13 protein-coding genes are annotated in these 13,071 nt (G+C 55.7%); 3 read left to right on the forward strand and 10 right to left on the reverse strand.

Annotation, left to right across the window (positions count from 1 at the left end):
• Window positions 1-70: 70 nt before the first annotated feature.
• Together tyrS and pdxY are read left to right on the forward strand one after the other, a co-directional pair.
• Window positions 71-1,345 carry a tyrosine--tRNA ligase gene (gene tyrS / locus DFO57_RS03845; RefSeq protein ID WP_014605927.1) on the forward strand — a complete coding sequence of 425 codons (1,275 nt, stop codon included), beginning with the start codon at window positions 71-73 and terminating at the stop codon, window positions 1,343-1,345.
• Between the two features lie 56 nt (window positions 1,346-1,401).
• Window positions 1,402-2,262 (forward strand): pyridoxal kinase PdxY, encoded by an 861-nt coding sequence (gene pdxY / locus DFO57_RS03850; protein ID WP_013025653.1) that lies wholly within the window; start codon window positions 1,402-1,404, stop codon window positions 2,260-2,262.
• Window positions 2,263-2,290: 28 nt separating this feature from the next.
• Here the strand turns inward: pdxY and gstA are convergent, their stop codons facing one another.
• Window positions 2,291-2,896 (reverse strand): glutathione transferase GstA, encoded by a 606-nt coding sequence (gene gstA, locus DFO57_RS03855; RefSeq protein ID WP_104933349.1) that lies wholly within the window; start codon window positions 2,894-2,896, stop codon window positions 2,291-2,293.
• A 152-nt stretch (window positions 2,897-3,048) separates the two neighbouring features.
• Complete coding sequence (dtpA, locus tag DFO57_RS03860) at window positions 3,049-4,533, reverse strand: dipeptide/tripeptide permease DtpA (RefSeq protein WP_014605925.1); 1,485 nt, start codon at window positions 4,531-4,533, stop codon at window positions 3,049-3,051.
• A gap of 599 nt (window positions 4,534-5,132) precedes the next feature.
• On the opposite strand from dtpA, the gene DFO57_RS03865 reads away from it, so the two are divergent.
• Window positions 5,133-5,831, forward strand: coding sequence for a CTP synthase (locus DFO57_RS03865; RefSeq protein ID WP_013025656.1), 699 nt, complete (start codon window positions 5,133-5,135; stop codon window positions 5,829-5,831).
• A gap of 55 nt (window positions 5,832-5,886) precedes the next feature.
• Here DFO57_RS03865 and nth read toward each other — a convergent pair whose 3' ends face one another.
• From nth to DFO57_RS03905, 8 genes are all read right to left on the reverse strand, one after another.
• Window positions 5,887-6,519, reverse strand: coding sequence for an endonuclease III (gene nth / locus DFO57_RS03870; protein WP_015700384.1), 633 nt, complete (start codon window positions 6,517-6,519; stop codon window positions 5,887-5,889).
• Window positions 6,516-7,220, reverse strand: a complete 705-nt coding sequence (locus DFO57_RS03875) for an electron transport complex subunit E (protein ID WP_014605923.1) — start codon at window positions 7,218-7,220, stop codon at window positions 6,516-6,518. The genes nth and DFO57_RS03875 overlap by 4 nt, the downstream gene beginning before the upstream one ends.
• Complete coding sequence (gene rsxG / locus DFO57_RS03880) at window positions 7,213-7,845, reverse strand: electron transport complex subunit RsxG (RefSeq protein ID WP_164886586.1); 633 nt, start codon at window positions 7,843-7,845, stop codon at window positions 7,213-7,215. The genes DFO57_RS03875 and rsxG overlap by 8 nt, the downstream gene beginning before the upstream one ends.
• Before the next feature lie 3 nt (window positions 7,846-7,848).
• Window positions 7,849-8,907, reverse strand: a complete 1,059-nt coding sequence (rsxD, locus tag DFO57_RS03885; RefSeq protein ID WP_072138019.1) for an electron transport complex subunit RsxD — start codon at window positions 8,905-8,907, stop codon at window positions 7,849-7,851.
• Window positions 8,908-11,352 (reverse strand): electron transport complex subunit RsxC, encoded by a 2,445-nt coding sequence (gene rsxC / locus DFO57_RS03890; protein WP_104933350.1) that lies wholly within the window; start codon window positions 11,350-11,352, stop codon window positions 8,908-8,910. It abuts the gene before it with no gap.
• The gene (gene rsxB, locus DFO57_RS03895) at window positions 11,345-11,923 is read right to left on the reverse strand and encodes an electron transport complex subunit RsxB (protein ID WP_013025662.1); all 579 of its coding nucleotides are present in this window, start codon (window positions 11,921-11,923) and stop codon (window positions 11,345-11,347) included. Before rsxB ends, rsxC begins: the two co-directional genes overlap by 8 nt.
• Window positions 11,923-12,504 (reverse strand): electron transport complex subunit RsxA, encoded by a 582-nt coding sequence (gene rsxA, locus DFO57_RS03900; RefSeq protein WP_013025663.1) that lies wholly within the window; start codon window positions 12,502-12,504, stop codon window positions 11,923-11,925. Before rsxA ends, rsxB begins: the two co-directional genes overlap by 1 nt.
• Before the next feature lie 123 nt (window positions 12,505-12,627).
• Window positions 12,628-13,071, reverse strand: a complete 444-nt coding sequence (locus DFO57_RS03905) for a DUF2569 domain-containing protein (protein WP_013025664.1) — start codon at window positions 13,069-13,071, stop codon at window positions 12,628-12,630.

The following is a 13,071-nucleotide window of genomic DNA, read 5'->3' on the forward strand; positions in this document are numbered from 1 at the left end:
TTTTCCTTCCGCAACTCAGCGGAAAGCTGTGTACCAGCATAGGTGCAGCCTGATCAATTTGGAGTCAGTGATGACCAGCAGTAACCTGATACAACAATTGCAAGAGAGGGGCCTGATCGCCCAGGTGACGGATGAAGACGCGTTAGTAGAGAAACTGGCGCAAGGGCCAATTTCGCTCTATTGCGGCTTTGACCCCACTGCTGACAGCTTGCATTTGGGCCATCTGGTTCCACTGCTCTGCCTCAAACGTTTTCAGGATGCCGGGCACAAGCCGGTTGCGCTGGTAGGCGGCGCCACGGGCTTAATTGGCGATCCCAGTTTCAAAGCTGCAGAGCGTAAACTCAACACCAGCGAAACCGTCGGTGAGTGGGTAGAAAAAATCCGGACGCAGGTCGCACCCTTCCTGGACTTTGACTGTGGTGCCAACAGCGCGATTGCGGCCAATAACTATGACTGGTTTGGCAATATGAACGTGCTGACTTTCCTGCGTGACATCGGTAAACACTTCTCTGTTAACCAGATGATCAACAAGGAAGCCGTTAAACAGCGCCTGAACCGTGACGACCAGGGGATCTCGTTCACCGAATTCTCCTATAACCTGCTGCAGGGTTACGACTTCGCCTGTCTGAATGCGCTGCACGGCGTGTCCCTGCAGATTGGCGGATCTGACCAGTGGGGTAACATCACCTCCGGTATCGATCTGACGCGTCGTCTGCACCAGAACCAGGTATTTGGTCTGACCGTTCCGCTGATCACCAAATCGGACGGCACCAAGTTCGGTAAAACCGAAGGCGGCGCGGTCTGGCTGGATGCAAAGAAAACCAGTCCTTATAAGTTCTACCAGTTCTGGATCAACACCGCAGATGCGGATGTTTACCGCTTCCTGAAATTCTTCACTTTCCTGAGCATTGAAGAGATTCATGCCCTGGAAGAAGAAGATAAAAACAGCGGAACCGCGCCGCGCGCGCAGTACGTGCTGGCCGAACAGGTCACGCGCCTGGTGCACGGCGAAGAGGGGCTGGCTGCCGCGAAACGAATCACCGAGAGCCTGTTCTCTGGCGCGCTGAGCGATATGACAGAGGCCGACTTCGAACAGCTGGCGCAGGATGGTATGCCGACCATCACGCTAAGTGCCGAAGACGATCTGCAACAGGCTCTGGTCAAAGCTGAGCTGGTGCCTTCACGTGGTCAGGCTCGCACCATGATTGGTTCGAATGCCGTGTCGCTGAACGGTGAAAAGCAGTCTGATGCTGAGTACCGTTTCAGTGACAGCGATAAGCTGTTCAACCGCTTCACGCTATTGCGTCGCGGTAAAAAGCATTACTGCCTGATTAACTGGCAGTAACCTTTCAGGGCCGGTTTCCGGCCCTTTTTTATGGCAAGGCACTACAGGGCAAAAAAGTGAAAAACGTTTTAGCAATTCAGTCGCACGTGGTGTTTGGTCACGCGGGCAACGCGGCGGCAGAGTTCCCGATGCGCCGTATGGGTGTGAACGTCTGGCCGCTGAATACCGTGCAGTTTTCTAACCATACGCAATATGGCCACTGGACCGGTACCGTGATGCCGGCCACGCACTTAACCGATATCGTCAAAGGCATTGCCGATATTGACCGCCTGAAAACCTGTGATGCGGTACTCAGCGGTTATCTGGGCTCGGCCGAGCAGGGCGAAAACATTCTGGAAATCGTGCGCCAGGTAAAAGCCGCGAACCCGGAAGCCTGGTATTTCTGCGATCCGGTTATGGGGCACCCGGAAAAGGGCTGCATCGTTGCACCCGGCGTGGCGGAGTTCCACTGCAAACTGGCGCTTCCCGCCAGCGATATCATCGCCCCCAACCTGCTGGAGCTGGAAATGCTCAGCGAACGCAGCGTAACCAGCGTAGAAACGGCGGTTGACGCGGCACGAATGCTGATTAGCCAGGGGCCGAAAGTCGTGCTGATTAAGCACCTGGCGCGCGCAGGGCGCCGCAGCGATCGGTTTGAGATGCTGCTGGTGACCGCCGGTGAAGCCTGGCACATCAGCCGTCCGCTGGTGGATTTTGGCGTTCGTCAACCGGTGGGCGTGGGCGATCTGACCAGTGGCTTGTTGCTGGTCGATCTACTGCACGGGCTGTCGCTGCAGGCGGCGCTGGAACACGTCACTGCTGCGGTCTATGAAGTGATGCTGAAAACGCATGAGATGGGCGAGTATGAACTGCAACTGGTTGCCGCTCAGGATGCCATTGTCCGACCGACGCACGTCTTCCCCGCTGAGAAGCTGTAAAAAAGGGCCGGTTACGGCCCTCATCGTATCAGTTAAGTCCTTCCGCTTTGAGCGCGGCCTGAACCGACGGCCGCTCTGCAACGCGTTCAAACCAGTGTTGCAGGTGGTCCCGCGCGGCCAAATCCAGGTTCAGCGCGTTTGCCCAGCGGGTAACCACAAATAAATAGGCATCCGCGACGCTGAAGTGCACGCCCATCAGCCACTGTTTGTCTTTAAGCTCATCGTTTACCCAGGCAAATTTCGCCTCCAGCTGGCGGCGCACCAACGCTTTGTACTCCTCAGGCGCATCGTTGCGAAACAGAGGAGAGAAGCTTTTGTGTAACTCGCTGCTGATATAGCCGAGCCACTCAATGGTGTGATAACGCGTCAGGCTCCCCACCGGGGCCAGGAGGTGACGATCGGGTTTAAGATCGGCCAGATACTGCACAATCGCCGCGCCTTCCGTTAATACATTCCCATCGCTCAGCTGCAGGGCCGGCACCTGACCTTTGGGGTTGATCTGGCGAAAATCTTCACCGCGCTCGGTGAGCTTAGTCTGCAGATCAACATTAACCTGCGTAAAGTCCAGACCACATTCACGCATGACGATATGCGGTGAAAGGGAACAGGCACCAGCTTTACAAAACAGTTTCATAATGAGGCCACCATGTTGCGAATCGTGTTTGCATAGTAATCTCATGGCGCGGAATTGCCAGTAATAAGGCGCAGGAATGTGCGAGGCATTGATCGGCGACAAAAACAAAAAAACCGGGCAGGCCCGGTTTTCGTGGAAAGTCATGACCTCAGTCAGGCTTTGTCTGCTGCCGTATCTTGAGTCATGCGGTTCAGCAGAGGGGCGGTAATCAGCATCAGCACGGCGATGACCGCCGTCGCGATACCAATCTGCTGGAAAACTCTGCCGTAGGTGGCCAGGGAGATCAGCGGATCGGTAACGTTTTCAGGAACGGCCATCAGGTTTGCCACTTTACCGGCAATGACCGCAGCGCCCGCCGTCGTCAGGAACCATGAACCCATGATAAAGCCCATAAGACGCTGCGGAACCAGCTGCGCCACCATCGCCAGGCCAAGACCGGAAATCATCAGTTCACCAATGCTCTGCAGGCCATAGCTGAGAATCAGCCAGTTAACAGACACAATCCCCGCATCGCTGGCAAACTTCGCGCCGACCGGTAACACCAGGAAGGCTGCGGAACACAGCACCATACCGATGGCGAACTTGTGCGGCATGGGCAGTTTATCGCCCAGCTTGTTGTAGACGGCTGCGAGGATCGGGCTGGCAAGCATGATCCAGAACGGGTTCAGCGCCTGGAATTGCTCAGGGGCAAAGGTGATACCCAAAATGCTGTGCTCAACGTTGCGAATCGCAAAGAAGTTAAGCGACGTTGGCATCTGCATATAGAGCACGAAGAACACGATGGCTTCCACCATCAGCAGGAACGCAACAATCATACGACGACGGGCTGCGCCGTGAAGGGCAAAGGCTTCTTTGGCAAAGATGACAAAGATACCGAACGCTATCACGCCTAACAGCACGCGGGCGATTGACTGGTGGTGCAGCATCCAGTTTGCCAGGGCGACCAGGACGACAATTCCCACCAGAGTCATCAACAGTTTGCCGAACTGAAGTGGGGCAAAGTCCGGTTTAGAGCCGAAGTCTTTCACCAGGCGTTTGCAGAACAGGAAGTTAAGCAGCGTGATGACCAGGCCGACAACCGAGAGCGAAAACGCCACGTTGTAGCCGTACTTCTCCGCTAACCACGGAGTCAGCATCATTGAAAACAGCGAACCGATATTGATGGACATGTAGAACATGGTGAAGGCCCCATCAATACGGGGATCGTCTTTGTCATAGCACGTCGAGAGCAGCGAAGAGGGGTTAGCTTTAAACAAGCCACTTCCCACGGCAATGGTCGCCATACCAATATAAACGATACTGACGTTGTGGCCCGAGAAGGCCACCAGGGCATAACCTATTGCCAGAACCAGCACGCCAAGAACGATAACGCGTTTGGTCCCGAGGACTTTGTCACCCAGCCAGCCACCGATGGCGACAAGGCCATATACCAGGGCGCTAAATGAGGAGAACAGGGTAATAGAGTCGGACTCCGACATCCCCAGTTGTCTCACCAGGTAAACCGCCATAATGGCCTGCAGGCCGTAGTAACCAAAACGTTCCCATAATTCGATAGAAAAGATCAGGTAAAACGCTTTGGGCTGTTTGAACGCGTTAAGGCTGACGGCCTCGTCGGTGTGTTTGTTTGCAGTTGACACTTGTACCTCTGTTATTTCATATCCTGTGTCGCGACAGGAATTAAGTCCGCGCCATGTGATCAGACCATGGGCCAGATTTTTATTAGATGGGAAAAACGGCGACTAATTTGGCTGAATAAAGGCGACAGGGCAAGCGTTTTCTACCTTCTGCCGGAAAGCGATCGTGTGGCGTGAAAACCTAAATAAATATTATTAGTTGGAATTTAATTCTGATTTTAAGCGTTACTGTGAAGTAATGGCGTCACGTTAGGGTTGCAGGAGTGTTAATAATGACATTAACTACTAAAACGGCGTTACGCCGAGCTTTACAACGGAAAGTGATATTTTCTCAGGACAATCTGGCTATAAAGCAGGTTTTGACGCCGATTTGATGAAATAGTCTGCGTATTATGACGTTAATCTCCACCAAAGGCGTAAAAAGATTGATTAAGGTCACATTTTTGCCTGTTAATTCAGGCAGAGAAAAAAGCTTATCTGGGTACGGCGTGCCCGTAGCGCTTCGCTGTATCGGGTGGGAGACACGACAGAGCCGCACTTCGGGACTCGACATCCGTTGCCCCCTGCCGTAGCATCCTTATTTCGTTAAGAGGAATTTTGCTATGCCGTTACCTTTACGTCTCGCGTTAGTCGGCGACTATCGTCCGGAAGCCGTTGCGCATCAGGCTATTCCCCTGGCGCTTTCCCGTGCCGCTGCCCATCTTGCTATCGATATTGAACCTGAGTGGATCCCAACACCTGAGCTGGGCGATTTAACCGCCATCAGGCAAAGCCATGCCGTATGGCTGGTGCCGGGAAGTCCCTATAAAAATGATGAGGGCGTCTTCAGTATGCTGCGCTGGGTACGGGAAGGGGGAAAACCTTTTCTGGGTTCCTGTGGCGGTTTTCAGTATGCCGTTATCGACTATGCACGTCACGTACTGGGCTGGCATGATGCGAATCATGCAGAAACCAGCGATGAAGGGCGGATGGTGATTGCGCCGTTAAGTTGCTCGCTGGTGGAGCAGCGCGGTGAGGTGACATTTGAACCCGGTTCACGTATTGCCACCGCCTACGACAGCCTCTCCAGCGATGAAGGCTATCACTGCAACTTTGGCGTTAACCCGGACTTCAGTGCAGCGCTGGAAGGCAACAATTTGCGTATCACCGCCTGGGATCTCAATGGCGATGTACGCGGCATAGAACTGACCGATCATCCTTTTTACGTCGCCACGCTCTTCCAGTCCGAGCGTGCAGCCTTACAGGATAAGGATTCTCCGCTGGTGATTGCCTGGATGCAGGCGGCTCTGGATCAGCGTTAGATCAGAAAATAAAAAGCCTGTGTGTTCACAGGCTTTATCAGACAACACCTTCGCGTTATTCCACTTTATCCGGGTATTCGCACAGGTCCTCAATCAGACAGGCGCCACAGCGCGGCTTACGGGCCACACAGGTATAGCGACCGTGCAGAATCAGCCAGTGGTGGCAGTCCACTTTGAATGCCTTAGGCACAACCTTTAACAGTTTTTCTTCGACCTGCTCGACATTCTTGCCGGGGGCGAAATTTGTCCGGTTGCAGACGCGAAAAATATGGGTATCCACTGCGATGGTGGGCCAGCCAAAGGCGGTGTTGAGCACCACGTTTGCCGTTTTACGGCCCACACCGGGCAGCGCTTCCAGGGCTACACGATCTTCGGGCACCACACCGCCGTGCTGTTCCAGCAGAATGCGGCAGGTTTTGATGACATTCTCTGCCTTGCTGTTGAACAGTCCGATCGTTTTAATGTATTCCTTCACACCGTCCACGCCCAGCGCCAGCATTGCAGCGGGCGTATTCGCGACCGGATAGAGCTTTGCGGTGGCTTTATTCACGCTGACGTCGGTGGCCTGGGCAGAGAGCAGAACCGCAATCAATAATTCAAACGGCGAGCTAAACTGCAGCTCGGTCGTAGGATGAGGATTAGCCTGCTGCAAACGGCTGAGGATCTCGGTACGCTTTGTCTGGTTCACACGGCTTTTCCGGTATTGCCTTGCGGTGCAGCCAGCGCCTGCTCTTCAGCACGGCGCACAGCACGCTGCTTCATTTTTTGATCGATCAGGTATTTACCCGCCAGCATCATGCCCAGACCAATAAAGGCGCCTGGTGGTAACATCGCCAGCAGCATCGGTGAATCCAGATGAATCACCTCAATTTTTAATGCTTTTGCCCACGGGCCTAACAGCTGGTCTGCACCGTTAAACAGCGTCCCGCTGCCAATAATTTCACGGAGGGAACCCAACACCACCATTGCGCAGGTTGCGCCCATCCCAATGGCAAAACCATCAAGGGCTGCAAGAGGGATGCTGCTTTTCGATGCGACGGCCTCGGCACGGCCTACCACGATACAGTTGGTCACGATAAGCGGAATAAAAATGCCCAACGACTGATACAGGCCATAGGCATAAGCATTAATCAGCATCTGTACACAGCTCACCACGGACGCGATGATCATCACGTAAATGGGGATGCGAATCTCCGAGGGCACCCAACGGCGCGAGGCGGAAATAAAGCTGTTGGTCAGGGTCAGCACCAGCGTGGTGGCCAGCCCCAGCCCCAACGCATTGGTGGCGGTGGCGGTCACCGCCAGCAGCGGACACAGGCCCAGCAGCTGCACCAGCGCCGAGTTATTTTTCCACAGCCCGCCTACCAGCAGGTTTTTAGCTTCACTCATTTGCGTCTCCACATTCGGGTAACGAAGAGAGTTTCCCTTTCAGGGATTCAATTAATAATGCCGTACGTTTGGTGGCATTCACGACGGCTCGTGGGGTAATCGTGGCGCCGGTGAACTGATCGAATTCGCCACCGTCTTTTTTAACGGCAAACGCTTTATCATCCGGACCTGTTACCACTTTGCCATTAAAGCTGTTAATCCAGTCAGAAATGCGCAGTTCTATTTTATCGCCTAAACCGGGCGTTTCATGATGTTCAATCACGCGGACGCCCAGCACCTTACCGTTAAAGTCAGCCCCGACCAGCATCTGTATCGCGCCGGAATAGCCGTCCGGTGCCGTCGTTTCCAGCGCCGCGGCAACAGGCTGGTTGCCTTTACGTGCCAGATAAAGATGGTGAGGATTGGTGTTACCCAGCGCCGGATCAGTGACAACGTAACATTCCTGCTGAATGTGGTTGTCGTACATATCGGTCGGCACCACCTGGTCCAGCAAATTTTTCTGCTGCAGTTGCGTCTGATGCTCAACGGTTGGCTTAGTGACCGTATTCACTATGGCCGTCACGCCGGTCGTAATGGCGGCAAACAGCGCCAGTGTCACGCCATTTTTGCGTATCGTGTCCAGCATCATTTAATCCTTTTGATGGCCGTAAACACGCGGCTGAGTGTAATAGTCAATCAGCGGTACGCATATATTAGCCAGCAATACAGCGAAAGCAACGCCGTCCGGATATCCGCCGAAGCTGCGAATTAACCAGATCAGCAGCCCAATCAGCGCACCGTAGAGTAAACGACCACGGTCGGTCGTGGAAGCGGTGACCGGATCGGTAGCAATAAAAAATGCCCCAAGCATAGTGGCACCTGAGAACAGATGAATCACTGGGCTGTTGAGCGAAGCGGGCGAGAACAGCCAGCCCAGCGTTGCGCAGAAGGCCAGCGACAGCAAAATGGCAGCCGGGATATGCCAGCGAATGGCGTTTTTCCATAACAGGAACAGACCGCCCACCAGATAACCCAGGTTAACCCACTGCCAGCCGAGACCCGCGAGCACACCACTGTAAATGGGCTGTGCCAGAAGTTGCGCGGCGCTGTGGCCCGCGCGCAGGCCGGTTTTGAATGTATCGAGCGGCGTGGCCTGGCTGACGCCATCGGCACCGAGCTGCAGCTGCTGCATCGTGTCGCCCGCAAGAGTATGGCCGGTAAAAATCATACTGAGTGAATCGAGCATCCCCGGTTTAATCATCTGTAACGCGTCCGGCGGCACCCAACTGGTCATCTGTACCGGAAACGAGATCAGTAGCACCACATAGCCTACCATCGCCGGATTAAAGGGATTTTGTCCCAGTCCACCGTAAAGCTGCTTGGCGATCACAATCGCAAAGACTGTACCGATCACTACCAGCCACCAGGGCGCCAGAGAGGGGATGCTGATTCCCAGCAGAATGGCCGTCAAGAGGGCTGAATTATCCGCAAGATTGGCAGCAACCGGGCTTTTGCGTAAACGCAGGATGGCCGCTTCGGTAAGCAACGCCGTTACCGAGGCCAGAATCACCTGCAACAGCGTGCCCACGCCAAAGAAATAACACTGCGCTGCAAAGCCCGGCAGTGCAGCCAGCACCACCAGCATCATGATGTTGCCGGTGCTGCGCCGGTTGTGGGTATAAGGTGAACTTGCTATACGAAAAGCCATTTAGTCCTCAGGTGTCAATGTCGATTGCGCTTTACGCGCTTTGGCACGTTCGATAGCAGCCGCAATAGCGGCTTTGCGCGCGTCAGTAGGGTGCTCAAGTTCCGGCGCCTGTTCGGCTTCAGCATTCGCATTATTGGCTTGTTCTTGCGCCATTTCCGCCTGCTCGACGTCACGGTGCGCCTCTGTTGCAGCCAGTGCAGCATCGCGAGAAGCGTCCTCCGCGCGAGCCAGGGCGGCGGCGGCTTTCTTCGCTTTGGCACGCTCCACGGCGGCGGCCACGGCGGCCTTGCGCGGGTCTTCCGGCGGAGCGGGCTGCACATCCTCAGTACTTTCAGTGACGGCGGCCTGCGCGGCTTTCTTCGCTTTGGCGCGTTCCACGGCGGCGGCCACGGCGGCCTTGCGCGGGTCTTCCGGCGGAGCGGGCTGCACATCCTCAGTACTTTCAGCGACGGCGGCCTGCGCGGCTTTCTTCGCTCTGGCGCGTTCCACGGCGGCGGCCACGGCGGCCTTGCGCGGGTCTTCCGGCGGGGCGGGCGGCACATCCTCAGTACTTTCAGCGCTGGCGGCCTGCGCGGCTTTCTTCGCTCTGGCACGTTCCACGGCGGCGGCCACAGCGGCCTTGCGTGGATCCTCCGGTGGGGCGGGCTGCACATCCTCAGTACCTTCAGCGCTGGCGGCCTGCGCGGCTTTCTTCGCTTTGGCTCGCTCCACGGCGGCGGCTACGGCGGCCTTGCGTGGATCCTCCGCCACCTCTTCAGACGCGTCCGGAACGGCTGATTTTTTTGCTTTAGCACGCGCAATAGCGGCTTCAACCGCCGCTTTGCGCGGATCGGTCGTCTGGCGGCTCAGTGCCTGGGTTTCCGACTGGGCTTCAGCCTGGCGCAGGCGAGCCTGAGCATGGCGAGCCTCGGCGACGGCCTCTTCGTTTCCACCAGGTTTTGCTTTCGCGCGTGCCTGAGCCGCAGCCAGTTCAGCACTGTCGCTGCGCGCTACGCGCTGCTTCGCCTCTGCATGACGAGCTTCACGTGCCTGTTTTTCCCGTTCGAGTCGTGCCTGACGCGCTTCAAACCGTGCTTTCGCTTCCAGCGTCCGTTTGGCTTCCAGATCGATAGCCCGCAACTCGGCTTTTTCCTGGCGGTAATACTGCACCAGCGGGATGTTGCTGGGGCAAACATAGGCGCAGGCACCGCATTCAATACAGTCATCAATATGGTGCGCACGGGCTTTATCATGATCGCCGCCCTTGCTGTACCAGTAAAGCTGCTGCGGCAGCAGCTTAGCCGGGCAGGCATCAGCACAGGCAGAGCAGCGAATACAGGACTGCTCCTGCTCGTCGTTGCCCATTTCCGTGCTGGACGGAGCCAGAATACAGTTGGTGATTTTAACCACCGGAACATCCAGTGACGGCAGGGTAAAGCCCATCAGCGGGCCGCCCATAATCACCATCTGGCGTGGCGAGGGATGAAAACCGACCTGATGAAGCAGATGACTGATTGGCGTACCCAATCGGCTCCACACATTACGTGGCTGGGCGATGGCTTCACCTGTCAGCGTAACCACGCGCTCGGTGATGGGCTCGCCATTAATGATGGCGCGCTTAACCGCCCAGGCCGTGCCGACGTTTTGCATCAGCACGCCAATGTCTGTCGAGCGTCCGCCGTGCGGCACTTCCATACCGGTAAGAATTTTGGTGAGCTGTTTGGCACCGCCCGAAGGATACTTGGTGGGAATGACGCGAATCTGGAGATCGCGCTCACCGCCCAGCGCCTGCTTCAGAGCGGCGATGGCTTCAGGTTTGTTATCTTCGATGCCAATTAAAACGCGATCTGCCTGTAAGACCCAGGCCAGAATCCGGCTGCCTTCCAGCACTTCGGCTGCGTAATCCTGCATCAGCCGATCGTCAGCGGTGATATAGGGCTCACACTCGGCGGCATTGATAATCAGCGTTTTAACGCCCCGCAGGCCGCCTTTCAGCTTAGTGGCGGTCGGGAAGCCTGCACCGCCCAGGCCGGCGATGCCGGCATCGTGAATGCGTTTCAGGATGACGGCTCGTTCATGCTGGCGGTAGTCCGGCAGCGGTTCCAGCGGCATCCAGCGGTCCTCACCATCCGGCGTCAGGAAAATACACAGCTCTGACAGGCCCGAAGGATGAGCCGTCATGTGCTGGGCAATATCCTCGATGACGCCGGACGTCGGTGCGTGCACCGGCAGCATTCTGCCCTGGCCAAACGTCAGTGGCTGACCGCGCAGTACGCGATCGCCGGGCGATACGCAGATCTCACCTTCATGACCAATATGCTGTTTCAGCGGAATAATAAACCGGTGCGGCAGCGGCAGCTCGGCCAGCGGCGTACCGTTAGACTGGGTTTTCATTTCAGGCGGATGAATGCCGCCCTGAAAATCCCAGGTTTTCTCTTTTTTAAAAAAATTTAGCAGATTAAGCATGACTCTCTACCGGGATCACCCGAACAGGAATGGTTTCAAGATCCCATTTCCAGTTGGCCGTGGTGGTGGCAACCGGACGCATCTCAATACAATCGGTAGGACAAGGCGCGACACACAGGTCGCAGCCCGTACACACGTCGCTCAGCACGGTGTGCATGGCGCGTGTTGCGCCAACGATGGCATCAACCGGGCAGGCCTGAATACATTTCGTGCAGCCAATACAGTTCGCTTCATCTATCCATGCTACGGTGCGCACGGGCGCTTTGGCTTCTTCGTCGCCATCAATCGGCTGCGGCTCAACGTTGAGCAGGGCCGCCAGCTTCAGCATGGTCTGTTCGCCACCGGGCGCACATTTGTTGATGGCTTCACCGTTATTGCCCACCGCATCGGCATAAGGACGACAGCCAGGATAACCGCACTGACCGCACTGGCTTTGCGGAAGAACAGCGTCGATCTGCTCAACAATGGGATCTTCTTCAACCTCAAAGCGTCGTGAGGCGTAACCCAGCAGGGCGCCAAACACAAGGCTCAGGGCGCTTAATACCGCAACCGCTATCCAAATCGCACTCATCAGAATTTCACCAAACCGGTAAAGCCCATAAACGCCAGTGCCATCAGGCCTGCGGTGATCAGCGCAATCGAGTTTCCTTTGAATGGGGCAGGCACGTTTGCCAGAACCAGGCGCTCACGCATACCGGCAAACAGCACCATGACAAGCGAGAAGCCCAGCGAGGCGCTGAATCCATACAGCGCCGCCTGCAGGAAGGTGTGGTTGAGGTTAACACTCAACAAGGGAACGCCCAGCACCGCGCAGTTGGTGGTAATCAGTGGCAGGAAAATACCCAACAGTCGGTAAAGCGACGGGCTGGTTTTGCGCACCACCATTTCGGTGAACTGCACAACCACGGCGATCACCAGAATATAGGCCATGGTGCGCAGGTACACTAAGTCCAGTGGCACCAGAATAAGATGGTTCACCAGCCATGCACAAATAGAGGCCAGTGTGATAACAAATGTGGTGGCGAGGCCCATGCCAATCGCCGTTTCCAGCTTTTTGGAAACGCCCATAAAGGGACACAGGCCGAGGAACTTCACCAAAACGAAGTTATTCACCAGCACAGTACCCACAAAGAGAAGGAGATAATCGGTCATTTTTTCGCCTGAATACCAGAAAGCGGCTTATTATCATTGATAAAACGCGGTATCACAACTGTGACACAACATTGTCTACGGACAACCGCACTCAGGATTAAACTGTTGGCGATAATTTTGGCCTCACCGCTGAGTAAACGTCGCTTTTACCCGTGCTGAACGCTTGAAATAAGGCACAAAAATTGCCGCTGCCGCCAGAGACAGCAGTAACGTCTGAATCGCCCGGGCGTCAGAAACCGGCGTAAAGGCAAACGTTTTCAGGGCCAGCAGCACGGTAATCAGCAACCAGACAATATAGTGGCGTGGCAGCCGGGAAGAGCGCTTAAAGAAAATCCACACAACCCACATGCTGTAAGCCCACAGCGCGGTGGCGGTGAAAAGCGAAATGGCCCAGTAGGTGGTGACGAGCGAACTGTGATTAAACAGGGTGGCGCGCCATTGTGTATCAAACAGCGGTGTCAGATACATGGCCATCACCAGCGCCGTGGTGAGCAGCGTCATCAGCAACCATGCCAGCGGCACTAAAAGCCAGCCACCAATACGAGGTGCGGCATCCTGTGTGTTCAT

The organism is Pantoea sp. AG702, assembly GCF_003182295.1.
GTDB lineage: Bacteria > Pseudomonadota > Gammaproteobacteria > Enterobacterales > Enterobacteriaceae > Pantoea > Pantoea ananatis.